Genomic DNA, 25,796 nt, shown 5'->3' on the forward strand with positions numbered 1-25,796 from the left:
AATTCATAAGAACTGATGTGGGTTAGGCTTCTTGCCTGACCTTGGACAACCAACTATCCCACAGTTTACAACTAAGTTAGGATTGTTGCTTGTTTGCACTGAGCCTAAAATACACCATGTCCGCTTAGGATAGGCGTTACAAAAATAACCATACCTCCATCTTTTTTGCCATCTTTTTGCACAGGTCATCTCTCTGTGTGAATTGTTTTTGATGTAAGATTTATCGGTGCGAATACTTTTTATGAATACCCATAGGAAGCGAAGCAAATGGAGCCAGTCGTTCTTTTTCTTGATATTGATGGGGTCGTTAACACAAGTATCAATTCGCGATCGCAACTTCTTGGCACATACCAAGGCAGGGATTTATATGGCAGTCCATCACCGATGGTGAAGCCTTTCCTACATGATGTGGATCGAGCAAAGCATATCAAACCCATTTGGATGTCTTCGGGTTGGCGAGAACATTCCAATATCTGGAATCGGTGGGCTGGCATAGCTCCTTGGACGGTGGGCTATCCTATCTCTTTTGAAAAGAGTAGGTATATAACAGGAAAGTACGGCAAACAATTGACACTCGATGAATTGGAGGATGGCAAAACCATCGCGGTTCTTTATCATGCTGGGAACGCTCCCAAAATCATATGGATTGAAGATGGATTCCCAGAATCTGCCCTTACTTGGGCTAAATTAGATACGCGCGTCCATTTAATTAATACTATCCATCCTTCCGATCCATTATTACTGGGAATTCAATCTTGGAATATCGAGTTAATCTTAAATGCCTTGCGGGCACCTCTATAAAAGGAATGGGAAATAAGACCAAGTTCTGGAACTTGGTCTTATTTCCCAATAACTCCAATATTAACGATTGAGAGAACTCATGTTTTGGGCGGGATAGCGATCGCCTGCGGCAACACCTTGGGGCGCGACAGCATCGATGCGGCTCAGATCTTCGGCAGTCAGCGTTACTGTTGCTGCTCCGATATTTTCTTCCAAATAGGTACGGCGTTTGGTTCCAGGGATGGGAACGATATCCTCGCCTTGAGCCAAGAGCCAAGCTAGCGCCAATTGCCCTGCGGTAATCCCTTTTTCAACAGCGATCGCTTTTACCTGCTCCACGACTTGCAGATTTTTAACAAAGTTTTCACCTTGAAAGCGCGGCGATCTACGTCGAAAGTCATCGGGGGCAAAATCATCGGGACTTGCGATCGCACCCGTCAGAAAACCTCTACCTAAAGGACTATAGGGAACAAAGCCAATGCCTAATTCTCGCAAAGTTGGCAAAATCTCGTCCTCTGGATCGCGACTCCAAAGAGAATATTCCGTTTGTAATGCCGAAATGGGATGGATAGCTTGGGCGCGGCGAATCGTTGCGGGTGCAGCTTCTGACAAGCCGAGATACCTGACCTTTCCCTGTTGGACTAATTCTGCCATTGCGCCAACGGTTTCTTCGATCGGTACGGTGACATCCACGCGGTGTTGATAATAGAGGTCGATGACATCAACGCCCAAACGCTGTAACGAGGCATCGCAAGCCTGACGCACATATTCGGGTTTGCCGCTAATGCCTAGCCAGCCGCCATCAGCACTGCGGACATTGCCAAATTTGGTAGCTAAGACGACGCGATCGCGTCGGTCGTTAATCGCTTTCCCAACCAGTTGTTCGTTCGTGAAAGGTCCATACATGTCTGCGGTATCGATGAAGTTAACGCCAAGGTCTAGGGCAAGATGAATCGTGGCGATCGCCTCTTGTTCGTCTCCACTGCCATAAAACTCAGACATTCCCATACAGCCAAGACCGAGTTCGGAAACCTCTAGTCCTTGATTACCCAGTTTTCTCAATTTCATGGATTGACTCCTTTAGTTATTTTCTCAAGATTTTAGGGTTAGGACGAACGATGCTTCGTGTCGCCCATCCTAGCATTTGGATTGTTGTTCGAGCGTTGCAATTGTTCGATTAGCTTGGATATACTAGCTGGATCGAGATGTTCGATTAATTTTTGTGCGGCAATTTCTGGATCTAAGGGCAGGTGAATTGAACGATCGATCGTTCCTCCTCGAACCATTGCCATATAAGTCGGAAGTTGATAGGATTCTGCTTCGCTAGTAATCTTCTTTTCCTCCAGTTCCTTGTAGTACGCAATTTTCTTGCGAATTACTTCAAGGCTGTGATTCAGTTCTTGCTGGCTAGCAGTCACCACATCGTAATGCTCTTCCAATAGCAATCGTCTTTGGTGTGCCGAAGAAATTCCCTGTCGGCGTAGCTCCGCGAACTGCTGCATCTGGCGGATAGGCATTTTCGTAGCGCGAAGCTTGGTCAGAAATCTGACACAGTCCAGATCGTAATTTGTAAATGTACGATACCCACTCCGATCACGAGCGATCGGATCGAGAAGATGCATGCGTTCGTAGTAGCGCAATGTATGCGTACTTATGCCTGTCTCTTCTGCCGCTTCTTGAATCGTAAATGTCCTTTCCATAAAACTAACTCTAAACCTTAGAGTGCACTCTAAGTCAAGGGCGATCGCCCACAATAAAATTTAGCTTGCGTCCTTTTTGGGAGATCTCCGTCTTTTGTGTAAGTACATTGTTAAGCGGCATCGTTAGGGTGCATCGCTGACGACATCACTTACGACACCATCAAACTGGGGAAATCAGTCATGAATATTAGTCCTGTTATGAATCATCCAACTCGAACCCTTGACTTGGAATTACTAGCTTTAGACCTGAATACCTGCACCCGTTGTGTGGGCGCTTTGGTAAATATTCAGCAGGCGATCGCACTCCTGCAAGCTCTCCTTAAAACGATGGGGATGACTATCTCTGTACGTCCTATCGTGATTGAATCTGAGTCACAAGCTCGGCAACTCCAGTTTGCAGCTTCTCCGACTATCCGAATCAATGGGGCAGATATTGCCCTCGAAACCTTGGAGAGTCCATGTGACTCCTGCACCGGCCTATGTGGATGCGATCGCATAAACTGCCGAGTGTGGCGCTATCAAGGCGAGGAATACACCGAAGCCCCCGTAGGTACGATCGTAGATGCTATCTTAGGGGAAATTTACAACCATCAACAACGCGCTATTGTGTTACCAAACACCTATGCCGATGTACCCGATCATCTGAAGCAGTTTTTCAATTCTAAAGCCGAACAATCTTCAGCCTGTTGCTCGGTGAACGAGCAAGCTAGCTGCTGCGACGCGGACAAAAAATCGGAGTGTTGTGGAATCGAAGTGGCAGCGCCAGCAACCTGCGGCTGTCAGTAGTTAAGAATTTTGAATGTAGTATGTGCTAAACATGGGAAACAAGGTTAATCATCTTTGGCAGACATTTCACCATCGATTGCGTGGATTTATTTTGCAACGCGTTCAAAATCCCAGTGATGCCGATGATATCCTGCAAGAAGTTTTTCTCCGCATTCATCTGCGTATCTCTACGCTTAGGGATAGCGATCGCATTGTCTCTTGGATGTTTCAGATTACGCGCAATGCCGTTATAGATTACTATCGATCGCCAGTACGACAGCGAGAAATTATCGCTGGAGACGCGGTGGATCTGGAGCTGAATGCCCCAAATCCTCAAACTGAGGAATTCCTTTTGGAAGGCGAGTCACCTAACTTTAATCGAGAACTTTCTGCTTGTCTGAAACCTATGCTTCAAGAACTACCCGAATCTTACCGAGAAGCCCTCGATCTAGTCGAAATTCATGGGCTATCGCAACGAGTTGCTGCCGAAAATCTGGGTCTATCCCTATCGGGGGCAAAATCACGGGTTCAACGCGGTCGGCAAAAGTTGAAAGCCTTGCTCTTGGAATGTTGCCAAGTCCAATTAGATGCTGGGGGAAATGTCCTAGATTACAAGATGAAAGAAACCAAGTGTAGTTCAGAAGAGATGCTAAAGACTTCCTGCTGTTAGTTCCAAGTATCCAAAAGAGACTGAAGACAATCCAACGCTAGTTGGGGACATTGTGTATGTCTATACTGGGTTTTCTGAGTTGGGAATGTTGCTTGCTATGTTAGGAGGTGTGCTGTTAATGTTATGGATGCTCATTTTGGGAATTTTGGGCTGGAAGAAATCAATATTTTGACCGACAATTTTACTTTGAGAATTTTGTTCCCTTTATAACTTTGGAAAAAGCAAATCTATGTCTACTTCCATCACGGCAGGTGCAGTTATATATGCCAAGAATCTCGATCGCGTCAGTACTTTCTATGCAGAGGTCACAGGACTAAAGGTCACTGAGAAGGAAGATGACTATGTTGTCCTCGAATCCTCATCTTTTCAGCTCGTTGTACTGCAAATCCCATCGGAGATTGCTTCTGCGATCGAAATTGCGAACCCACCCGTTCGTAGAGAAGATGCTGCTGTAAAGCCGATCTTTCTGATCCCAAACCTCAGCATTGCCCGTACCCTTGCTGCACAATTTGGCGGTGAGTTAAACCCCGCCGAGCAAGAGTGGCAGTTTCAGACTTTTCGAGTTTGCGATGGTCGCGACCCTGAGGGTAACGTCATTCAACTGCGAGAACTGGTGTGTTAATCTTTCCAAAAGTCAAGGGAAAGGAAACAGATGAAATTGAACTACATTCGTAGCATCTGTTCTGTTAGCGAGCAAGGCTAGCAATTCTTTTGGCTTCGCGTTCCCCTGATAGGAAAGCGCCATGTACTGAACTGGGATAAGCTTTATGGGTTGCCTCACCCGCAAAGAACAAGCGATCGCCTACGGGCTCAGCTAAGACCTCACGATCTGTCAACGAAGATCCGCGTGGCATAATCGAATAGGAACCTCTAGAAAGCGGATCGCTATGCCATTGGGTTGCGATCGCATGGGTTGGCTCAGGAATAGAACTGCCAAACATCATCTTTAGATCGGCTATCACAATTCCCACAACCCGATCGAGGGGCATTTTCTCTAGTTCTCGAGAATAGGTTCCACCCACCAAGGCAGCCAACACGGGCACATCCACATACTTTTGCCAATTCCAATAATCCATTATCTGAGATCGGTTGTCCTTCAGCAGTCCTATAAAGTGAGGAGATTCATCCCAAAATTGTTTGGGGAACTTGAGGACGACTTTATTGAGAGCGCCCATGCCCAAATGCTGAATCGCTTGTAGCTTTGCCTGCGGCAAAGGAGGTTCAAAGGCAATGCTGCCCTGTTTGAGTACGCCCAAGGGAACCGTAATGATAGCGCGATCGCTTTGGAATGTACCTTGACTTGTGGAAATACTTACGCCTTGTGCATTGTATTCCACCTTGTTTGCCGTAATCCCCAAACGAATATCGAGTCCCTGTGCCAACCCATTGACAATCTGAATGTAGCCTTTTGGGAAGACCAAATCCATACCTGTAAATTCTAAATCTTCATCATGGGTCTTGAGTGCTAGTTCCGATAGACTTGCACCATTCTCAATTTCAATTTGAGAGGCAAGTTGCCAATTTATACCCTGTAAGGTTTTGGGTGAAAAATTTTTCGTCGCTAAGATTTTTGATACAGCTTCTTCTAAGCTGGTGTTTAAGGATTCATTGTCAGATTCATTGGCTGCGATTCTGAGCTTGGAAATTTCACTTTCTACCTCTTTGTAAGCCAGCTCAATTTGTTCGATTTCTGACTGGCTCAGGCTTTTGCCATCGCTGCCGTAGAGTGCGATCGCATCAAAATCCGTTACCAGAGTTTGTATTTGAAATTGTTGGGCGAGTTTGGTAATCGGATTTCCATTTTTGCGATGAATCCATGCCGCACCCAGATCGATGGGAACGCCCAAAGAATTATCCGTCCTAATTCTGCCACCAATGCGATCGCGGGCTTCAAGAACGATGACTTTATAGCCTTCTGCGCTCAAATTTTTAGCAGCCGCAAGTCCCGCTACACCCGCACCGATCGCCAGAATATCGGTTTGATTTGATTTTGTCGCTTCTTTTTGATTGGAGAGGGGTGGCGTATTAGCATTGATTGCGGGAGAGCAGCCATACTGTCCCAGTGCGATCGCTGAGGCGGACAAGATAGAAGTGCTAACAAATTGCCTGCGACTAAATTTCGACATATCACTGCGGCGTAATTTGGGTAATCACATTGGTTCCTGTGACCTGAACGGTTTGCTTTTCGAGATTGGCAACCGCACGATCGCCCGCCACATTCAAATTCTTGTCAGGTTGTCGATAGGTGACGTTACCATCGCCTGTCACCATTTGGGTAGGAACCAACCATTCTACCTTGTCGGCATTGACTACACCTTGAGTGGATTTAAAACTAGCTTGGACGCGACCGACGAGATTGATTTTCTCTTTATCGAGTTGGGCTTCTCCTTTCATGGCTGTTACTTCTAAGCCCCGACTAGTACTAATCGCTTTAAATTCCACAGGCAGGGTGACTAATTGTTTCTCAATATTCCACAACACCTTCGAGGTTTCAATCTCCACATCTAACTTCGGATCTTTGCCCTTAATTTCATCCTCTAGGGTCACGAGTTGGGTTTTGGTATCCCATTCTCCTTTTTTTGCCTTAAGTGTCAGTTTATCTTTGACCTGCAACACATCGATCGGCAACTTGCTAAATACCTTATGGGTGTCAGCGTTCCAAGTAATCGCTTCCCCTTTAATTTCTACGGGTGGCTTCACGGAGGTAACGATCACGTCTTTCTCAATCGTGAAGGTATTCACACTGGGGTTTGCCTTGAGGGTTTTGCCCACGATCGAAATTTTTTGATCGAACTTATCGATCTTAAGATGCCCCGTAGCGGTAAGCAGGTCTCGATCGGAGTTCCACACCATATTATCGGCAACCAAGGTGATTTTATCTTTGAGTGCGATCGCCTTGACATTACTTTTTAAGGTAATTTCGCGATTGGCTTGGTTGATCACGCCTCCATCAGCGGTTGCCTCAATCAGGGGCTTGCCGTCTTTATAAAATTTGCCCTGAACCTTGACGACATCCGCCACCTTTTGGTCTTGTCTATAGTCAGCCCGTTCTGATTTAACTTCCCAGAGTAAATTGCCCTTATCATCAAACTCTTTGAGTGTAGTATTTAAGAGGCTAGACCCTGGGGGCTTTTGGGTCTCTACGACAGGGGCTGGGGGCTTTTGAGTTCCAATCCAGATCACCCCAAAGCCAACCGCAGCAGCAATTAAAAGCAGGACAAGAATTCTGAGTAACCGATTTCCGATTAACTTAAATTTTTTCATAATTTGTCATGTCACCTTTTGATTTAGCTGCTTTGATATTGCTGTCCCTACATGGCAACGGTAAATGCCAGATCCTCAGCACTCGCCGCGATCGGATAATCAGGATTTTCTAATTTTGCGATCGCATTGTCCAGTAAGTCTAACCCCTGCTGCAAATTTTCGACCAAACATAATTGTCCGCGCAATAGAGCCGCACCCGCAAAACCTTTGGCATACCAAGTCATATGTTTGCGGGCTTGGCGAATGCCGCGATCGCCTTTGTATTCATGCAGCCCCACCAAATGTTCGCGGGCGACTTTGAGCCGCTCGATTGGCGTTGGTTTGGGCTTATGCGACCCTGTTTTTAAATAATGATCGACTTCACCCACCAAAAAGGGATAGCCCAGAGTTCCACGGGAGCACATGACACCATCAGCTCCTGTGGCTTCTAAACAAGCGATCGCGGCTTCGGCAGTAAAAATATCGCCATTGGCAATCACGGGAATCGATAGAACTTCCTTGACGCGACGAATCCATTCCCACTTGGCAGGCCCATTATAGCCCTGAGCGCGAGTACGTCCATGCACGGTAATCATCTGCGCTCCAGCTGCTTCCATGCGTCGGGCAAATTCTAAAATATTGATTTCAGTTTCGCTCCAGCCAATCCTTGTTTTGACAGTGACAGGGACATTGACGGCATTGGCGACCGTGCGCACGATCGCTTCGGCAATCTCAGGCTGGCGCAGCAAAGAAGAACCTCCGCCATTTTTGGTGATTTTATTCACGGGACAACCCATGTTGATATCAACCGTATCTGCACCTTCCTCAACGGCTCTTTGGGCAGCTTCGGCGAGAAAGTCGGGGCGACAGTCAAATAGCTGAATGCTGATCGGTGTTTCGGAGCGATCGACTTCCATGATCTTGGGCAATTCTTTGATGTAATGCAGCCCAGTGGCATTCACCATTTCGGTGTACATCATCGACTCGGGTGCATAGTTTCGTACCAATCTGCGAAACACCATATCGGTCACACCAGATAAGGGCGATTGCAATACCCGACTATTTAGCTCAAAGTCGCCAATTTTCAGCGGTTCGGCTAGTTTTCGTTGGAGATCGGGCGATAGCGCAGACATAGATTTCGAGCAGGTTTGACAAGAGTTATCTGCACCCATGATACGGCAGAATTAAGCTAGCGAAACATGGCTTTTGGGTGCGATTCATCCCTCTAGTAGGGCTTGGGCATGATGGCGCATGTGGTCGGCGATAAAGGTGCTGATAAAGTAATAGCTGTGATCGTAGCCCGTCTGCCTGCGTAAAATCAAAGGCTGTTCGGCTTTGATACAAGCTTGTTCGAACCGATCGGGCAATAGCTCGTCTAGAAAGCGATCGCTCATGCCCTGATCGATCAAAATAGGACGACCGTACTTGGCACTTAGCACCAGTTCGCTGGCATCGTAGGTGCGCCATAGCTCTGGATTTTCGCCCAGATAGCCTGTAAAAGCCTTTTGCCCCCAAGCCGATTGCATCGGTGCTGCGATCGGGGCAAAGGCGGAAACCGAGAGATATCGCTGTGGGTTGCGCAGGGCGCAGATCAAAGCTCCATGCCCTCCCATAGAATGGCCAAAAATACCTTGGCGATCGCTTCGGACGGGAAAGTTTGCCGCAATCAGGGCTGGTAATTCTTCCGTGACATAACTGTACATTTGATAATGCGATCGCCAAGGCTCTTGAGTAGCATTCACATAAAAACCCGCACCTGCGCCAAAGTCCCAATCCTTATCTTCATCGGGAATCCCTGTCTTGCGCGGACTGGTATCGGGCACAACCAGCATTAATCCATATTCTGCCGCGTGCTGAAGCGCCCCTGCTTTTGTGATGAAGTTCTCTTCGGTGCAGGTTAACCCTGAGAGAAAGTAGAGAACGGGAACTGCCTCCAATTTGGCTTGAGGTGGCTTATATACCGCAAATCGCATCTCACCGTTACAGACTTGAGAAGCATGTCTATAGAAGCCTACGATCCCGTCAAAGCAAACAGATTCCGATATTGTGACTAGGTTTAGGTCTGAGCGTAAAGACATATAGACTGATAAAGTTTGGATTAAGCTACTTTAACGTGAAATCGAGTTAAGGATTTTGAAAAACCAAATCAAAACTTGCCCTTACCTATCTCATCGGCAATAAAAGCACTGGCACGGGCTGTGATTGCCATTTCGGTCAAGGTAGGACTTTGCCACCCTGCGGATGGCCAGCAGGCTCCATCAGTCACAAATAGATTTGGGGCTTCCCAGCACTGATTGCGATCGTTCACAACGGAGTTACTAGCAGAGGTTCCCATGCGCGCACCACCCACTTCATGGATATAATAACCAGGAGGTGCAGAAAACGCCATGTCTGACTCCTTGCGATGGACAAAATCAGAAAAGATTGGAATCCGAAACATATCCGCTAGTTTCATGGATTTACCCCCTGCAAGGGCGATCGCCGCATCGATTTGGCTGTGCATATGGGTTAACATGCGGTGTTCGTTATCCGACCAAGCACATTCGATATGGGGAACTGGAATTCCCCATGCATCAACAACATCAGGGCTTAATTGAATGCGATTGTGATAGCGAGGCAGAACCTCTCCATGCGCCACCATAAAGCCGATCGCACCCTCGCCTACTTTACGAAAAACGTTAGGTATAGCTGGGAAGCGCTGAATCCCACCCCAGATACCATAGCCACGTAGGAAATCCTCTTGTTGAGATGCTAAATTACAAAAGCAGGGAATAAAGAAGCTATCGCAACCAGATAAATCGTAGGACTTGGTGGAATCCTTAATTCCCGGCAAGAAAAAGAAGGTGGAAGTGGAAACGTGATCCATAAGAAAGCGACCGAGTGTTCCCGATGTGTCGAGCAATCCACCAGATTGGTAGCGTTCGGTAGAATGCAGTAAGATGCGAACCGACTCAATTGTGGAAGCACATAAGACAACCGTACGACCAAACACCTCATGGGATGTTTTACTGATGCGATCGATATATCCTACCCCACGGGCTTTGCGCGTATTTGGATCGAAAAGAATATGGCTGACCACAGCATCCGATCGCAGGGTAACGTTACCCGTCGCGATCGCGGCTTTGAGCGAAGAACCTTGACTAGAAGAAGGAGCCCAAGGCTCGGCGGCTGTGGATCGGTGCAAAGAAAATCCGCGTGAAGGGATCAGGCAGCGATCGGACCAATGTTTTTCTACTACAGCTTTAAAATGAAGCTCAGCGGGAGTCAGAGGTAGTGTTGGCTGATATTCGCCATCGGGCAGTTGCGCCAAACCGTTGCGCTCGCCGCGCACTTTAAAGAAACGTTCCAACTCGCTGTAGTAGGGGGCTAAGTCTTTGTAAGAGATCGGCCAATCTTGCTCGTGACCATCTCGACTAGCCGCTTTAAACTCATAGTCGGACAAGCGCAACGTAATTCCACCCCAAGTTAGGCTTTTCCCGCCCACCTGCCGACCTCTCGTCCAATAGAAAGGCTTATCGGGGGGGGTGCTATAGGGGTTTTCCTTTTCATCGATATATAGATCGGGGTTCGCTTTCCAATAGCCTGGATGTAAAGCTTGGTGTGATTGTCGCTTGGAGATGGCAAGGTTATAAAAACGCTTCGCCATATCCCTGACCTCATGCCCCAGTTCAACCTGTGGGTCGATCGCTCGTCCTGCCTCTAGTACGAGAACTTTTAAGCCTCTTTCGCTGAGTTCCTTCGCGGCAACTCCTCCATTTGCACCAGAGCCAACCACGATCGCATCGTAAATCTCAGAAGGGTAGGGATTACTCATGCCGACTGATCGAAAGCAGCGCGATCGGGAAGGATATCAAAAAACCTATCCATTTTTGCTAGTTCCAGAGCAATCTGCAACTGATCGTGCAAGGAACAGATGTAGAGTTTTGCTCCTTTCGCTCTTGTCAGTTGTTGCGTTGCAACCATGGCTCTAAGCCCAGCACTATCCATAAACGTAATATTTTTAAGATCGACCAAAATCCTCTCTGCGCCAGCATCCAGTAAAGTACTGACATCTGAGCGCAATTTATTTCCCCCTGTAGTATCAATGATGCCCTCAGGCTCTAATACACTAACAGATCCACTCATGATTTACTCTTGTTTGTAAATTACTGCTATAGATTTTTGTACTGATGATAAGATGACTTTAAAATAGCCGTATAAGTTGCATAAGTTATAGATTACCAGCTACTGCGATCGCGGTTTTGTAATATTCAATATTCAGTAATCACACATTTGATTTATCTTGCTAATAGAGATAGGGCATACTAAATTTCATATCTAAATCATAATTTTAATACCAAAGCAGGAATTTAATTTGTTTTTATGTCTCCCAAGATATCTATTATTATTCCTGCTTATAATGCTGCTTCCACGATCGCCGTATCCATCCAATCTGTAGAAAATCAAACGTTTCATGATTGGGAACTATTTCTTATCAACGATGGTTCCACCGATAACACCTTAGAATGTCTTCAGCCCTTTGCCGAGAAAGATTCTAGGATTCAAATCATTTCTCGCAAAAACCAAGGAGTTTCAGCCACTCGAAATCTAGGAATTCATCAAGCCAAAGGAGAATTTATAGCCTTTCTAGATGCTGACGATGTATGGCTTCCAGATAAATTAGCTGCTCATCTTCAACATATGCAAGCAAATCTCGACCTAGCAGTCAGCTTTAGTCGGGTGGCTTTTATGAATCAGGATGGGAAACTAACGGGACAGATTTCGACTTCGCAGTTGTTCGATCTAAAGTTAGCCAATCTTCTGTACGAAAACCCCACGACCACGACTTCTAATTTATTTGTGAGACGCAAAGTATTTGAGCAGGCAGGTCTTTTTGCCACAGATATGAGCTTTGCCGAAGACCTCGAATGGTTGTGTCGGGCAATATGGCTGACAAAGGGCAAAATTGAGGGAATCGATCGCGTTTTAATGCATTATCGCACCAGTCAAGCAGGACTTTCTTCAGATTTAGATCGCATGGAAGCAGGGTGGGAAGTATTGATGGGGAAGGTAAAAGTGTATGCTCATCATGAAGTTCAGAAACATTATGCGATCGCCAAAGCTATCCATTTACGATACTTAGCGCGACGGGCTTGTCGCTTGGGTTTGCCACCTAAAGTGGGAGTAGATTTTATGAATAGAGCATTTCAATCCGATCTAAGAATCTGGTTCCGACAACCTCATCGTACCCTACTCACGGCTCTAGTTACCTACGGACGCTATATTTATTTTGCAATTGTAAAAAGATAAGGGGAAAAGATTATGCATTTCGTTACAGTTGGAACAGAACAATATCAAACTAGTAAAGTAATCTTTTGCATAAACCAAGCCTTGATTAGTTTTCACAGTTTCGGAATATCTTGATTATGAAATATCAAGACGAGAAATTGACAGAATGGAATCGCTTAGATGTAAAAACAGGCATGACGGGCATGTGGCAAGCGAACGGTCGTTCTAGTGTTAGAAGCTTCGCCAAGGTCGTAACCTTCGATCTTGAATATCGGAAAAATTGGAGTGTTTGGTATGACCTTCAGTTATCTTAAAAACAATAGTCGTTCTGTTCGATCGCAAAAAGTAAGGCAGTGTAGTTATGGTAAAAGTATCGGCGATCGTGCCCGTTTACAATGTAGAAGCCTATATTGCGGAGACGATTCAAAGCGTTCTCGCGCAGACGTTTCAAGATTTTGAGCTAATTATTGTCGATGATGAGTCCCCCGATCGCAGTATTGAGATTGCGCGAGAATTTGGAGATCCACGCATTCAGATCGTGCAACAAAAAAATCGCGGTTTGGCGGGAGCCAGAAATACAGGGATTCGTCATGCTAAAGGTGAATATATTGCGCTTTTGGATAGCGACGATCTTTGGTTGCCTGAAAAACTAGAAAAACACGTACAGCACCTCGATCTCAATCTTCTGGTGGGTGTGAGCTATTGTCCTTCGAGTTTTATCGATGAGTTGGGAAAGCCTTTGGGAATCAAACAAACTCCCAAATTAACGGGGATTACATCTGCCCAAGTGCTCTGTCGCAATCCGATTGGCAATGGTTCTGCGCCTGTAATTCGGAGGGAGGTGTTTGATGCAATTAAGTTTCAAGCCAATCTCTATGGCAGTGAAGAAGATTTCTACTTTGACGATACCTTTCGCCAGTCTGAGGATATTGAATGCTGGCTGCGCATCGCTTTACAAACCAATTGGCAGTTTGAAGGTATTCCCGAAGCCCTAACGCTATATCGGGTAAATGCTGGAGGGCTATCGGCAAATATGATGAAACAGTATGAGGCGTGGGAACGCGCGATCGCGAAGGCTCAAATCTATGCCCCTGAGTTTATCGCGGAATGGGGACAAATTGCCAAGGCATATCAATTACGCTATTTAGCCCGTCGAGCAGTACGCAATCGCGATGGTAAGGCGGCAGTAAATTTGCTACATCAAGCATTAGGATGTCACTGGAAAATTCTCTTAGAGGAGCCGAAACGCACGATTCAAACAATGCTTGCAGCTTATTTTCTCTTTCTATTTCCTTTGTCGCTCTATCAAGCTCTGGAATCTTTGTCTTTAAAATTCGCGTCGAAATTTCAAAAGTAGTAGCATTCTCAAAAGACTATAAGACACATTGCTCAACGTTGGCTTCGACTCTGCTCAGCCAACGTTGGGACTTTAATTTATGGGAGATCCCTTAGTTGCTCACACAAGCGTTAATAATCTCAAGAAATTTAGGGGGTGGCTCCTTCCCAGGGGTTAGCTCTTGGCTTATCTTGACAAACTCATCCAAGGTGTATTTGTCCTGAATTTTGTTGATGGTGCATTTGCAATAATCTACCTTGCCACCAGATGACTCTACACAGCTATCCATATAGCTTTTAACAAAAGCTGCACCATAGTCATTCTTCGGTTTTGATGTATTTTCTCCCTTGGGAGTTGCTGCTGGTGAAGTTGTTGGTGTTGCTGCTGGTGAAGTTGCTGGTGCAGAAGCCTGAGTGGTAGGTGTTTGAGCAACAGGGGTAGGCGCGTTAGGTGTACACCCTACAGCCATCAGTAAACTGAAACTTAGGAGGGGAAGAGAAAGGTGTAAACGATTTTGCATTGGTATAGAAGTAAGTTATAAAGAAACAAAAACTAACTAAGCTTCACTTAGGGCAAGGGTGTTTGCAAACGCTTGCCTTTGAGTAGGAACGTCGCCAATTTGATGATACTCAGTTTCGCCAAAAATAGCTGACTCAAATTTGTAGTGTTTAAACTCTAAAACGTTTCCTGAAGGATCGGTTAAGAAAAATGTGCGATGCTCTAGGGGGGTATCGGTAAAGCGAACTTTAGGCTTTTGATAAAACTTAAGTCGTCTTTCCTGAACCTGCTCTAGCAGAGCCATCCAGTTACTTTCGGAGTGAAAAACCAAACCAAAATGACGAGGATAAATGCCAGTTTGATCGCTCAAAGGCTCATCCACAACATGGGCAACCAGTTGATGACCGTAAAGACTCAAAATGATCGAGTTAGGAGTTTCGCGCCCCGCTAAACAGCCGAGCCCATCAACATAAAAAGCCTTTGTACTTGCGATATCTGTTACAGGAAAAGCTAAATGAAACAGGATCTTAGTCATGGTGCCGTGTTTTCGTGGATGAGTTTAGAACGTTTGAGTTTATCAGGTACAGCAATTGGATAGTCACCAGTAAAACAAGCCGTACAAAAATGGTTGATATCTGTCTCGGTTGCTTTTAGCATAGAGTTTTTGCTGAGATAAGCCAAGCTATCAACCTCTATTATTTTACCGATCTCCTCGACAGATTTTGTCGCACCGATAAGATGATCTTGTGAGTCTGTATCGATACCATAAAAGCAAGGATGCGTTACAGGGGGAGAAGAAATTCGCATGTGAACTTCGATCGCACCCGCCTCTTTTAATGCCCTGACAATTTTGCGGCTAGTCGTGCCCCGCACGATCGAATCATCAATAACCACAACCCGTTTGCCTTTTAAGACATCCTTGAGTGGGTTGAGTTTCATCTTAATGCCAGATTCGCGCATCATTTGGGTCGGCTGGATGAACGTGCGCCCGACATAACGATTTTTAATCAAGCCCTCACCATAGGGAATGCCAGAAGCCTCAGAAAACCCGATCGCGGCGGGTACGCCAGAGTCGGGGACGCCAATGACTAAATCTGCCTCCACAGGAGACTCTTTAGCCAAAATTCTTCCCAACTGCATCCGATAGGTATAAAGACTTTCGCCATGCATGACACTATCGGGTCGAGCAAAGTAGATCATCTCAAACACGCAGAGTTTGGGCTGCGTCTCGTTGAGCCACTGATGGGAATGTAGACCTGTGCGATCGATCCAAACCAACTCGCCTGGGTTTACCTCTCGAACATAATCTGCACCGATAATGTCTAGACCGCAGGTCTCAGAGGACAATACATAGCTGCCATCTGGCATGATACCAATGACCAAAGGACGTACCCCATAGCCATCTCTAGCGCCTGCGATCGCTTCCGATGTTGCCATGACTAGGCTAAATGCACCCTGACATCGCCTTAAAGCCTTAATAATGCCGTCAACCCAGCTTAGACCTTCATTGATCGCCTCAGCCACAGCAAAGGCAATCCCCTCTGAGTCAGAAGAGGATTCGAGGGCATGACCCTGCGCTAAAAGTTCGCCTCTTAGCTCGGTGGCGTTGACCAAGTTGCCATTGTGAGCCAAGGAAAAATCCCCAAGCTTGGTTTTGACCACCAAGGGTTGGGCGTTGGCAATTTTACTCGATCCCGTAGTGGAGTAACGCGTGTGCCCGATCGCGATCGAGCCCGTCAAACCTGTCAAAATTTTTTCATCAAATACTTGAGAAACCAGTCCCATCGCCTTATGGATATGCGCGACAAGGGGATCTGGCTTTTGAGTATCAAAGGAAACTATCCCAGCTGATTCTTGACCGCGATGCTGGAGGGCATACAAACCAAAATAAACAAGGTTTGCTACATCAGCCTCTGGGGCAATCACGCCAAAGACACCGCAAGCTTCTTCGGGTCTGTCTGGTCGATCGTCGAAACTTAAAAAAGGCTTTGGCAGCATAGGGGTAATTCTAGAATCAAGGACTCTCAATAGAGAAAACATAAAGCCCACAGCTTAATCGTACCAGTTAAGCCTTTCTTAACCATCAGAGATTTGTACGTAAGTTTGGATTTCCTAACTTTTGGCGAGATCCCATCATAGCTCGACAAAACTTAACATTTACAACGCTGATTTCAGTAATGTATAGGGACAGTCTCGCTTGTAAACTAGAGACTGAAGTTGTGAGATCGCAACTATTTTGTTTAAAACTTTAAAGCTCTGAAATATTTAAGGAAAAGGGATTCTACGCATGGATAACACAATCAGCCTTGAAATTATCGAGGTCGTCGAACAGGCTGCGATCGCATCCGCTAAGTGGATGGGAAAAGGTGAAAAAAATACGGCTGACGAAGTTGCAGTCGAAGCAATGCGCGATCGTATGAACAAAATTCATATGCGTGGACGAATCGTAATTGGCGAAGGAGAGCGCGATGATGCTCCCATGCTCTACATTGGCGAAGAAGTAGGGATTTGTACGCAGCCTAATGCTAGTGAGTTCTGCACCATTGAAGAACTTCAAGAAATTGATATCGCGGTTGACCCCTGTGAAGGTACAAACCTCGTTGCCTACGGTCAAAATGGCTCCATGGCAGTCTTGGCGATTTCTGAAAAAGGCGGCTTGTTTGCTGCTCCTGACTTTTACATGAATAAGCTGGCAGCCCCTGCGGTTGCTGCGGGTCATGTGGATATTCGCAACACACCTACTCAAAACCTCAAGATTTTGTCCGAATGTATGGATCGGGCGATCGAAGAGTTAGTCGTCGTAGTTATGGATCGTCCTCGTCACGATGGGCTCATTGCCGAAATCAGACAAGCTGGGGCAAGAGTCCGCTTGATCAGTGACGGGGATGTCTCGGCGGCAATTTCTTGCGCCTTTGCAGGTACAAACATTCACGCATTGATGGGTATTGGTGCAGCACCTGAAGGTGTTATTTCGGCTGCTGCTCTACGTTGCGTTGGCGGACATTTCCAAGGTCAACTGATTTACGATCCAGCGATCGTCAAAACTGGTTTGATCGGTGAGAGCAAAGAAAGCAATATCGAACGTTTGAAGTCAATGAACATCAACGATCCTGATAAGGTCTATAATGCCAACGAACTAGCTTCAGGCGAGAACGTCCTATTCGCAGCTTGCGGTATCACATCGGGTACTTTGATGGAAGGCGTTCGCTTCTTTGGTGGTGGTGCCAGAACTGAATCTCTGATTATTTCTAGTCAATCTAAGACTGTGAGATTTGTGGACACCATTCACATGAATAACAACCCTCGCACCATTAGCTTGAACTAGTGCGGTAGTCGTTAAGCGATCGGTTACAAGCGATCGGGTTTTGATTCTTTCCCGATCGCTTGTAGCGCAAAAGCAAGTTCAGCATTGGTCGAAACACCACTGAAGAACAACATAAACAATCAATCATTTTATTTTCTAATCAAAACCATTTAAATTTAATTTTTAAGTAAGTTATGAATATTGCTGTTGTTGGCTTGAGTCACAAAACGGCGACGGTAGAAGTACGGGAGAAGCTGAGCATTCCAGAAGCAAGAGTGGAAGCAGCGACTGCCCAATTAATGAGCTATCCACATATCGAAGAAGCCGCGATTCTCAGTACCTGCAACCGTTTAGAGTTGTATGTTGTTGCACGCGAAACTGAGGGCGGTATTCGAGAAATCACGCAGTTTTTGTCAGAATTTAGTCAGTTACCGCTGCAATTTTTACGCCGCTATCTATTTATTTTGCTGCGCCAAGATGCCGTGATGCACTTAATGCGCGTTGCTTCGGGTCTAGATAGTTTGGTTTTAGGCGAAGGACAAATTCTGGCTCAGGTCAAACATACGCATCGGCTCGCCCAACAGCATAATGGGGCTGGACGCATTCTCAACCAACTGTTTAAGCAATCACTCTCAGCAGGTAAGCGGGTTCGTACTGAAACAGAAATTGGTACAGGCGCTGTGTCGATTAGTTCTGCTGCGGTAGAGTTAGCGCAGATTAAGCTATCCAGCCTTGTCGATAAACGCATTTCCATTTTGGGCGCAGGCAAAATGTCGCGCTTGCTGGTTCAGCATCTTTTGTCTAAAGGTGCTCAAAAAATTACAATTATCAATCGCTCTACAAAACGAGCCGAGGAACTCGTCGCCCAATTTAGAAATGGCAACGAAAGTGTCGATTTTCATGTGTGTACATCTGAAAGCCTGTTTGAATGCGTCGCAGTTTCCGATCTAGTATTTACTAGCACTGCCTCTACAGAGATTTTGGTGGCAAAAGAACATTTGGAGCCGTTTATTCACAATCATTCGGGCTTAATGTTGGTCGATATCTCTGTACCCCGTAATGTCAGTAACGATGTTAAAGAGTTATCGAATGTCAATATCTTTAACGTAGACGATTTACAGGCTGTGGTTGCCGAAAACCAAGAAAGCCGCAGACAAATGGCATTACAAGCTGAAGTCCTTTTAGAAGAATGCGTAGAAGAGTTTGATGTTTGGTGGCGATCGCTAGAAACTGTACCTACGATCAGCAAACTGCGCCAAAAAATGGAAGTGATTCGCGAACAAGAGATGGAAAAGGCACTTTCACGTCTGGGCAGTGAGTTTGCAGATAAACATCAAGATGTAATTGAAAACTTGACTCGCGGTATTATCAACAAGATTTTGCACGACCCCATGGTACAACTTCGCGCACAAGAGGATATTGAAACCCGTCGCCGTGCCATGCAGACTTTACAGATGCTTTTCGATCTCGACGCCCCAAATCAGCTTAGAGGAACGGGTGGTTTTGGCAACTAGACAAAACCTTAGAAAAATCCATTTTAGAAGGGGGCAGAGATATCTTTGCCCTTTTCGATTTCTAACCGCATAAAAACTATCCTTGCCGAGGATAATATTGGGGCATAGAAATTTGTTGGCACAATTCCTTTTCTCACAGCCCTATAAAGGAGAAAAATCAGATGAAAACCATTGCTGTTTACCATAACAAGGGCGGCGTAGGTAAAACAACAACTGTGATCAATCTCGCTGCTGCGCTTAGTAAACGCAGGTTTAGAGTTTTAATCATTGATATTGATAGTCAAGCCAATACGACCTTTGCAACAGGCTTGATGAAATTTACTGACGAAGATGACGATGACTTAAGAGATAGCAATATCTACCATGTGATCATCTCAAAATCAAAGGATTTCATTCCAGGAATTGCGCGTAAGACCCAGTTTGCAACGCCTGAAGTCGATACGGTTCCCTCGCACATCAGCCTAATTTGGAAAGAAAGAGAACTAATCGACAAAACCTTTTCTAAAACCAGACTGATTGAGAAACTCAAACATGTGGAAGGTGACTATGATTTTGTGCTGATTGATACGCCACCTTCCCTTAATATTTATGCCCAAATTGCTTTGGTTGTCGCAGATTATTTAATTATTCCATCGGACTTAAAGCCTTTTGCGAATGAGGGCTTGCGAAATGTGAAAAACTTTATTGAAGAGATTGATGAGTTTAGAGAAGCAATTCAAAAAAAGCCTTTACAGATTTTAGGGGTATTGCCTTCAAAGATTTTAACCACTGCTAACTATGTCAAAAGTTCGTTACCAAAAGCCGAGGAGTTAATTCGATCGCGTTATGGTCTTCCAGTGCTTGAAACTCGAATTTTTCAGCGCGAAGATTTAGCCAAGTGTATCGATAATACGGTAACAGTTGGAGACCTGAGCATTCCCGACCCTAGATCGATCTTTGATTACAAGCCAGATTCTCAGTCTGCCGAGGAGTTTGAAGCTTTAGCCATAGAAGTAATTAAAAAAATTGGTGTGACTCCATGAGTCTATTAACAGAATCCATTGATATCGATGCGATCGCATCATCGGTGCCAAGATCGCAGTTTTCCGATGAATTTATCGAACAACTTGCCACTTCGATTGTGAAATCGAAAGGGATCGTTAATCCCTTAATTCTCAGGCAAAAAACGCCCATGAGCTATGAGGTCGTGGAGGGACATTTAGAATATTATGCGGCAGTAAAAGCGAATCAGCTTGATTCTGACTTTGAGGCAATTCGCGCCTTTGTGGTTAAGTCGCAAAACGAGCAGGCAATTCGGGAACAAGTGCAGTTATTGAGACCTGCGATCGCATTGCCCAATCAATCCAAACCAAAATCCCAGAATCCGCAGGGCAATACAATCAATGCTTTCACAGATTTACAAAAGTTAGCAGAGCAAGTTCAAAGAATCGAACAGAAATTAGATACCTATTCGGCAAGGGCGATCGATTCGCAGAAACTAGAAGAGCGACTTCAAAGGATTGGGCAAATACTCAATGCAGATTTATCCACCCTAAGCCAGAGACTTGATTCCCTATCTATTTCGATTTCTGCCTCGATCAAATCGAATGCGACCAAACCAAAATCTAGCCCTAGTCAAAAAGAGCTAAATGTTTCTACTCATAAAAAAGAAAAACCTGCTGCCAAGAAAAAAACGAGTTCTCAGAAAGAAGACAAACCCAAAACACTTGCTGCCAAAGAGATCCTCCAAGAAAGCTCTAAAGAAGCAACAGTATTACATCAGATCAATACCCTTACAGTCCGACAACTCGCTTTGAAACTCAGTAGAGTTGGTTTAAAGGAAACCATTCGCGAAAATATTATTTCGGCGCGGAACGAAGGACAGTTTAATTCTCAAACAGATTTATTGAAACGAGTCAAGGGGCTAGGCAAAAAAACTCTAGAAAAAACACTGGATCGTTGGGTATAAAAAAATATCCCCTTAACGCACAACGCTAAGAGGATATAAACTCAAAGACCGAGATCGATCGAGAATTATTCAGCTACAGCACTTGCTGTAGCGAGTTCTGGGGCATCTTCTGCAAGGGCAACATCAACAATTGCCTCTGGATCGAGTTTGATCGTCAAGTAACGAATTACTTCTTCACCTAAACGCATCACTTTTTCCATTTCTTCAACCGTACGAGGTTCGGCACTAAAGTTCATTTGAATGTAAATGCCTTCACGGTGCTTTTTGATGTCGTAAGCAAGGCGACGCTTGCCGCGATGTTGAATTGTGATTGGCTCTGCACCATTATTTTGCAGAATGGTTTGGTACTTAGCGATCGCTGCATCCGTATCCTGATCGTTAAGATCGGGGCGGAGAATGTACATGGTTTCGTATAAACGCTTCATCAGATGATTTTTTTCCTTATGGACAATGTGGCTTTTGGCTGCAACTAGCAGGACAAAAACAAGGCTTTGTTATTATAGCTGCTGCGATCGCATTTTGTGCTGATTTGTCCCTGACTTGGGTAAAAGGCAAAATCAATCGCCGTAGATCGCTCTAGCGAAGATTTGTTAAGCGCTGTTACTGTAACACTATATTGAAATCGCTTCTGTATAGGGATGCCAAGCCATATAACTATTCGCTATAACTATTCGCTGACTTCTACCAAACTGCGCTCGAAAAAACAAGAAAAAATTTCACTATAGAACTGAAATAAATCGTCTTGGGTATAGTTCTGATTGTAGATTAACTCAAACATGATTAAATCTACTAATACCTCAATCCCTTTGCGAGGATAACGCTTCAGAAGTTTGATACCTGAGTGGACAGATTTATTTTTTAATTTCTTTGTCAGATCCGTCGTTTTGGGCTGATAGGAACTATCTACGATTGCGCTTAGCAGGATCGCACAGAATTCTATCTTTAACTCTTTGGTCAGAAAGGTAGAATTATCAATACATCGAGCAAACGTTTTTGCAAGCAATGACGTCCCTCTAGCTAGATGATGAGTACCAATCTGAATACTTCGTTGAATTGATTTTGGGCTAGATGACATAGTGGTATGAAAATATAACCTTAGGCGATGTGCGACTTGTCTTCGATCCCTTGGGGGCGATATTCTGGCTACCTGAGAATATAGTGCGTAATTTTCTAAAATTCCAGAAGCCTTCATTTAATTTATAGGCTTTACAAAACTTAAATTACAAGTCTAGCTGCCTATTAGAATCCGTGGCTGATGGTGCTGCTAGCAAGTAAATAAGGAGAGCGTTACGCCGTAGAGTCTGAAGATAAAACCGCCGATCTTATAAATGTTCATTGCCTTTGCCTCTTACTGCTTTCTGATGAATTAACTGTACGCGAGTAGCAAGGGGTGTGATGTGGCTCATATCATGCTGACCTGTGATTGCGATCGCAGGCTGATAGGAAGGTAATTTGGACGATCGTTTGAGTTAAATCGCCTTAGCTTCGCTAAGCGTTTAACTAGAAATCGTGTTTGGGATGGTTCTAACGACTTAATATTCTACCGCCACTTTTCAGGATTTTATCATATACTGTCAAGTCTTGCTTTAAGAAGCGGTCGATAGCATAAAATCAAGTTCTGGACAGGGTATCAGCAATTACCCAATGTTCGAGCAACCTAGCTCAAGGATTAGTTGCCAATGTGCCGTAGAGACGGGCACGACCGAGAGTCGCGAAATTCTGATCAGATCGAACCCTTCAAACCGACTATCCTGTTTAATTTGGGCAAGGGTAACTGGTTGCGGCAGCGATCGCACTGCTTTTAGATCGACCACTGCCCGTTTGGGCTCATTGAGCTTAGGATCGGCATAGGGTTGGCTAATCACCTCGGCAATACCAACTGCTCTGCGCTCCTCGCTCGTATGATAAATCAGGGCTAAATCCCCAGGCATCATCGTGCGAATATGTTTTAGAGCCAAGTTGTTATTGACCCCGTCCCAAATCGTCTTGCCGTCACGCTCTAGATCGGCATAGGAATAAACATCTGGCTCGCTTTTGAGTAACCAATACGCCATGTTAAGTGCTGAGGATATATTGTGCTATCCATCATATTATGATGATCGAAACAGTAAATGCGAACAACTCATAGCTTCCCCACATGCGTAAAGTTGCCATATTCACAGAAACCTTTTTGCCCAAAATTGATGGTATTGTCACCCGCCTCAAATTCACCGTTGAACAGTTGGTAAAACTGGGTGATGAGGTGTTAGTCTTCTCGCCTGATGGTGGTATTCGCGAATATTGCGGTGCAAAAATCTATGGGGTGTCGGGCTTTCCACTACCCTTATATCCCGAACTAAAACTAGCCTTACCTCGCCCTTCGATTGGCTATGCTTTAGAGCAATTTCAACCAGATATTGTCCATGTCGTGAATCCTGCGGTGTTGGGTCTGGCTGGCTTGTTTTATGCCAAATCCATGAAGTTGCCCTTAATCGCCTCTTATCACACCCATTTACCCCAATATCTCCAGCACTATGGGTTAGGCTTTTTAGAGGGCACGATGTGGGAGTTGATCAAAACCGCCCATAATAATGCTGCCTTGAATCTCTGTACCTCCACAGCCATGGTGGAACAACTACGATCGCATGGGGTAGAACGGGTAGACTTATGGCAAAGAGGCGTAGATACGGACAAGTTCCATCCCAGATTTAAGAATAAAGCCATGCGATCGCACCTCAGTAAAGGTCACAATGACGCGACACTGTTGCTCTATGTGGGGCGATTGTCAGCAGAGAAAGAAATTACACAAATTTTGCCTTTGCTCGAAGCAATTCCCAATAGTCGCCTTGCCTTGGTTGGCGATGGTCCGTATCGTCAAGAATTAGAACGTATTTTTGCGGATACGCCCACCCACTTTGTCGGTTACCTGCAAGGCGAAGATCTGGCTGCTGCCTTCGCCTCTAGTGATGCCTTTATGTTTCCCTCTCGCACAGAAACTTTGGGCTTGGTGCTGTTAGAAGCGATGGCGGCAGGTTGCCCCGTGGTAGCAGCGCGATCGGGGGGCATTCCTGACATTGTTACCGATGGTGCGAATGGCTATTTGTTTGAGCCTTCCGATCCAAATGGGTTGCTAACAGCTACTCAGAAGTTATTAACCAATTCCTCTGGGATCGAATATCTGCGACAGAACGCTCGACAAGAAGCCGAGCGCTGGGGCTGGGAAGCGGCAACCCGCCAACTGCAAGGCTATTACGATCGCGTGATTGAAGTTTGCAAACCCGCACTTGTTAGCTAATCGCTTGGACTCAGTTCGACATCGCTTACTGACCTCCGATTAGTAAGCGGTCGCTGAACAGAGCCGGGGCTATCTAGTCTTCTCATTTCACTGATATTCCAAAATTTCACCGTCGTATCCGATGATGAAGTAACCATATACTTCCCATCGGGACTGAAACTCAATCCTATTACCCAGTCTTTATGACCTTCTAATTTATCTAATTCTCTCCCTTGGAGATTCCATAATCGCACGGTTCTATCTTGAGAGGTCGTAGCCAAAAACTGCCCATCAGGGCTAAATCCGACATTCCTGACAACGCTGCGATGACCCTTAAACTGTGCGATCGTTTCACCATCGAGGTTCCAAAGTCTAGCGATTCCATCATTCGAGGCAGTAGCGATAAGCTTCCCATCTGGACTAAATACTACCTGTCTCACCCAATCGGTATGCCCTTGCAGTTTTTTGATAATACGTCCTTGTAAATCCCAAACAATTGCCGTACCATCGGACGAAGCAGTGGCAATCAGTCTGCCATTGGGACTAAAGCAAGCACTCCAGACTTTCCCTTGATGTCCGTTAAATTCTCTAAGTAATTCTCCCTTGAGGTTCCACAAACGAGCTGTGCCATCGGAAGAAGCGGTCAATATAGTTTGTCCATCTGGACTGAAATGAACGCTATTTACCCAGTCTTTATGTCCTGTAAACTCAGTCAATAACTGACCCTGAATATCCCAAAGCCTTGCCACTTTATCTTGAGCACCTGTGATAATTTGCATACCATCGGGGCTAAAAGCTGCCGCCCAAATAATATTGTCCCCTTGTTTAAACTCTAAGGTCTGCTTTCCACTCTTGTCCCACACTTTCGTTAATCCTGCTGAGGAAGTGGTCAATAGCTTGCTGCCATCGGGGCTAAAAGTAACGCTCAGCGTGCTTGTATCATTTGCCTTAAACTCCTGCACTGCTTTAGCACCAATGCGAATTGACGGGAAAGATTGGACGATCTGCATATCCTGCCTGGGATTTGTAGCGGAACTCGCAAAACTTGGCTGTTGGAGGATAGCTCCAACCAGCAATACTCCCAAAGACAAAATACTTAACGTCATGATAAACAGAAATGAATAGAACAAATATTCTGAGAATTTGAGAACTTACACACAAAACAATAAAGGGGTTTTGCCATTGAATTGGTTGCATCATAGACTTGTAAGTTGCCCGAAATGTTTCATTGAGCTTTACAAATCAGGGTCATGAGCGTTGCAGCTTCATTGGTTCTAGCACGATACTGACTAACGCATATACCTCCAATGTACTTGCAATCCAATTTAAAGAATAGTGAAGCTATTCTTTAAATTGGGATTTATTTTGAACGGCTATGCTACTTTTCTAAAAACAAAGACATCTCTAAATCAAATATTGATACCATTTTCAAAGAAACAATGCGACGTTTCTTTGAAAAACCACACGGAGCACGGAACCCAAACCTCTACGGCTACTTTGCTCGATCGCTTTGCTTG

Annotated in this window: 26 protein-coding genes; 12 read left to right on the plus strand and 14 right to left on the minus strand. The window is 45.2% G+C overall.

The genetic code is table 11. The features are described 5' to 3' along the window. Positions 1–267 precede the first annotated feature (267 nt). A complete protein-coding gene (locus ACP2WE_RS15660; RefSeq protein ID WP_425216478.1) occupies positions 268–801 on the plus strand; it encodes an HAD domain-containing protein in 534 nt (177 codons plus the stop codon). Positions 802–861: 60 nt separating this feature from the next. Here the strand turns inward: ACP2WE_RS15660 and ACP2WE_RS15665 are convergent, their stop codons facing one another. Next, positions 862–1,848, minus strand: a complete 987-nt coding sequence (locus ACP2WE_RS15665) for an aldo/keto reductase (RefSeq protein WP_425216479.1) — start codon at positions 1,846–1,848, stop codon at positions 862–864. Positions 1,849–1,886: 38 nt separating this feature from the next. Next, positions 1,887–2,480 (minus strand): MerR family transcriptional regulator, encoded by a 594-nt coding sequence (locus ACP2WE_RS15670; protein ID WP_425216480.1) that lies wholly within the window; start codon positions 2,478–2,480, stop codon positions 1,887–1,889. Positions 2,481–2,660: 180 nt separating this feature from the next. Here ACP2WE_RS15670 and ACP2WE_RS15675 point away from each other — a divergent pair, with 180 nt between their 5' ends. The 3 genes from ACP2WE_RS15675 (at position 2,661) to ACP2WE_RS15685 (ending at position 4,537) form a co-directional block, all read left to right on the plus strand. Further along, a complete protein-coding gene (locus ACP2WE_RS15675) occupies positions 2,661–3,266 on the plus strand; it encodes a DUF2703 domain-containing protein (protein ID WP_425216481.1) in 606 nt (201 codons plus the stop codon). Positions 3,267–3,297: 31 nt separating this feature from the next. After that, a complete protein-coding gene (sigZ, locus tag ACP2WE_RS15680; protein ID WP_425216482.1) occupies positions 3,298–3,915 on the plus strand; it encodes an RNA polymerase sigma factor SigZ in 618 nt (205 codons plus the stop codon). A gap of 229 nt (positions 3,916–4,144) precedes the next feature. Continuing rightward, the gene (locus ACP2WE_RS15685; RefSeq protein ID WP_425216483.1) at positions 4,145–4,537 is read left to right on the plus strand and encodes a VOC family protein; all 393 of its coding nucleotides are present in this window, start codon (positions 4,145–4,147) and stop codon (positions 4,535–4,537) included. 64 nt (positions 4,538–4,601) lie between these two features. Here the strand turns inward: ACP2WE_RS15685 and ACP2WE_RS15690 are convergent, their stop codons facing one another. The 6 genes from ACP2WE_RS15690 to ACP2WE_RS15715 all read right to left on the minus strand — a co-directional run bounded on the left by ACP2WE_RS15690 (position 4,602) and on the right by ACP2WE_RS15715 (position 11,283). Next, on the minus strand, positions 4,602–6,041 hold the full coding sequence (locus ACP2WE_RS15690; protein WP_425216484.1) for a flavin monoamine oxidase family protein: 1,440 nt from the start codon (positions 6,039–6,041) through the stop codon (positions 4,602–4,604). A gap of 1 nt (position 6,042) precedes the next feature. Then, positions 6,043–7,179, minus strand: a complete 1,137-nt coding sequence (gene lptC, locus ACP2WE_RS15695; protein ID WP_425216485.1) for an LPS export ABC transporter periplasmic protein LptC — start codon at positions 7,177–7,179, stop codon at positions 6,043–6,045. Between the two features lie 47 nt (positions 7,180–7,226). Then, on the minus strand, positions 7,227–8,291 hold the full coding sequence (dusB, locus tag ACP2WE_RS15700; protein WP_425216486.1) for a tRNA dihydrouridine synthase DusB: 1,065 nt from the start codon (positions 8,289–8,291) through the stop codon (positions 7,227–7,229). Between the two features lie 84 nt (positions 8,292–8,375). Next, a complete protein-coding gene (gene fghA, locus ACP2WE_RS15705) occupies positions 8,376–9,236 on the minus strand; it encodes an S-formylglutathione hydrolase (RefSeq protein ID WP_425216487.1) in 861 nt (286 codons plus the stop codon). Between the two features lie 68 nt (positions 9,237–9,304). Next, complete coding sequence (locus tag ACP2WE_RS15710) at positions 9,305–10,972, minus strand: GMC oxidoreductase (RefSeq protein WP_425216488.1); 1,668 nt, start codon at positions 10,970–10,972, stop codon at positions 9,305–9,307. After that, entirely contained in the window at positions 10,969–11,283 is a 315-nt protein-coding gene (locus ACP2WE_RS15715) for an STAS domain-containing protein (protein WP_425216489.1), read from the minus strand. Before ACP2WE_RS15715 ends, ACP2WE_RS15710 begins: the two co-directional genes overlap by 4 nt. Positions 11,284–11,520: 237 nt before the next feature. On the opposite strand from ACP2WE_RS15715, the gene ACP2WE_RS15720 reads away from it, so the two are divergent. From ACP2WE_RS15720 to ACP2WE_RS15730, 3 genes are all read left to right on the plus strand, one after another. After that, complete coding sequence (locus tag ACP2WE_RS15720; RefSeq protein ID WP_425216490.1) at positions 11,521–12,447, plus strand: glycosyltransferase family 2 protein; 927 nt, start codon at positions 11,521–11,523, stop codon at positions 12,445–12,447. Positions 12,448–12,563: 116 nt separating this feature from the next. Continuing rightward, a complete protein-coding gene (locus ACP2WE_RS15725) occupies positions 12,564–12,740 on the plus strand; it encodes a sugar transferase (protein WP_425216491.1) in 177 nt (58 codons plus the stop codon). A gap of 47 nt (positions 12,741–12,787) precedes the next feature. Further along, a complete protein-coding gene (locus ACP2WE_RS15730; protein ID WP_425216492.1) occupies positions 12,788–13,783 on the plus strand; it encodes a glycosyltransferase family 2 protein in 996 nt (331 codons plus the stop codon). A gap of 91 nt (positions 13,784–13,874) precedes the next feature. On the opposite strand, the gene ACP2WE_RS15735 is transcribed toward ACP2WE_RS15730, so the two are convergent. From ACP2WE_RS15735 to purF, 3 genes are all read right to left on the minus strand, one after another. Continuing rightward, the gene (locus ACP2WE_RS15735; RefSeq protein ID WP_425216493.1) at positions 13,875–14,231 is read right to left on the minus strand and encodes a hypothetical protein; all 357 of its coding nucleotides are present in this window, start codon (positions 14,229–14,231) and stop codon (positions 13,875–13,877) included. 87 nt (positions 14,232–14,318) lie between these two features. Next, complete coding sequence (locus tag ACP2WE_RS15740) at positions 14,319–14,795, minus strand: VOC family protein (protein WP_425216494.1); 477 nt, start codon at positions 14,793–14,795, stop codon at positions 14,319–14,321. After that, the gene (purF, locus tag ACP2WE_RS15745) at positions 14,792–16,258 is read right to left on the minus strand and encodes an amidophosphoribosyltransferase (RefSeq protein ID WP_425216495.1); all 1,467 of its coding nucleotides are present in this window, start codon (positions 16,256–16,258) and stop codon (positions 14,792–14,794) included. Before purF ends, ACP2WE_RS15740 begins: the two co-directional genes overlap by 4 nt. Positions 16,259–16,547: 289 nt before the next feature. On the opposite strand from purF, the gene glpX reads away from it, so the two are divergent. The 4 genes from glpX to ACP2WE_RS15765 all read left to right on the plus strand — a co-directional run bounded on the left by glpX (position 16,548) and on the right by ACP2WE_RS15765 (position 21,026). Then, complete coding sequence (gene glpX, locus ACP2WE_RS15750; RefSeq protein WP_425216496.1) at positions 16,548–17,585, plus strand: class II fructose-bisphosphatase; 1,038 nt, start codon at positions 16,548–16,550, stop codon at positions 17,583–17,585. Between the two features lie 173 nt (positions 17,586–17,758). After that, the gene (locus tag ACP2WE_RS15755) at positions 17,759–19,078 is read left to right on the plus strand and encodes a glutamyl-tRNA reductase (protein ID WP_425216497.1); all 1,320 of its coding nucleotides are present in this window, start codon (positions 17,759–17,761) and stop codon (positions 19,076–19,078) included. Positions 19,079–19,239: 161 nt separating this feature from the next. After that, the gene (locus tag ACP2WE_RS15760) at positions 19,240–20,100 is read left to right on the plus strand and encodes a ParA family protein (protein WP_425216498.1); all 861 of its coding nucleotides are present in this window, start codon (positions 19,240–19,242) and stop codon (positions 20,098–20,100) included. Then, positions 20,097–21,026, plus strand: coding sequence for a ParB N-terminal domain-containing protein (locus ACP2WE_RS15765; protein ID WP_425216499.1), 930 nt, complete (start codon positions 20,097–20,099; stop codon positions 21,024–21,026). The genes ACP2WE_RS15760 and ACP2WE_RS15765 overlap by 4 nt, the downstream gene beginning before the upstream one ends. A 65-nt stretch (positions 21,027–21,091) precedes the next feature. Here ACP2WE_RS15765 and rpsF read toward each other — a convergent pair whose 3' ends face one another. Further along, entirely contained in the window at positions 21,092–21,451 is a 360-nt protein-coding gene (gene rpsF, locus ACP2WE_RS15770; RefSeq protein WP_425216500.1) for a 30S ribosomal protein S6, read from the minus strand. A gap of 1,212 nt (positions 21,452–22,663) precedes the next feature. Continuing rightward, positions 22,664–23,080: an EVE domain-containing protein gene (locus ACP2WE_RS15775; RefSeq protein ID WP_425216501.1), complete on the minus strand. Its 417-nt coding sequence runs from the start codon at positions 23,078–23,080 to the stop codon at positions 22,664–22,666. 83 nt (positions 23,081–23,163) lie between these two features. Between ACP2WE_RS15775 and ACP2WE_RS15780 the strand changes: the two genes are divergently transcribed. After that, the gene (locus ACP2WE_RS15780; protein WP_425216502.1) at positions 23,164–24,300 is read left to right on the plus strand and encodes a glycosyltransferase; all 1,137 of its coding nucleotides are present in this window, start codon (positions 23,164–23,166) and stop codon (positions 24,298–24,300) included. Here ACP2WE_RS15780 and ACP2WE_RS15785 read toward each other — a convergent pair. After that, positions 24,297–25,385 carry a WD40 repeat domain-containing protein gene (locus ACP2WE_RS15785; protein ID WP_425216503.1) on the minus strand — a complete coding sequence of 363 codons (1,089 nt, stop codon included), beginning with the start codon at positions 25,383–25,385 and terminating at the stop codon, positions 24,297–24,299. The genes ACP2WE_RS15780 and ACP2WE_RS15785 overlap by 4 nt on opposite strands. Between the last annotated feature and the right edge of the window lie 411 nt (positions 25,386–25,796).

It is taken from the genome of Tumidithrix helvetica PCC 7403 (assembly GCF_965232925.1).
In the GTDB taxonomy this organism is placed as follows: Bacteria; Cyanobacteriota; Cyanobacteriia; order Pseudanabaenales; family Pseudanabaenaceae; genus Tumidithrix; species Tumidithrix helvetica.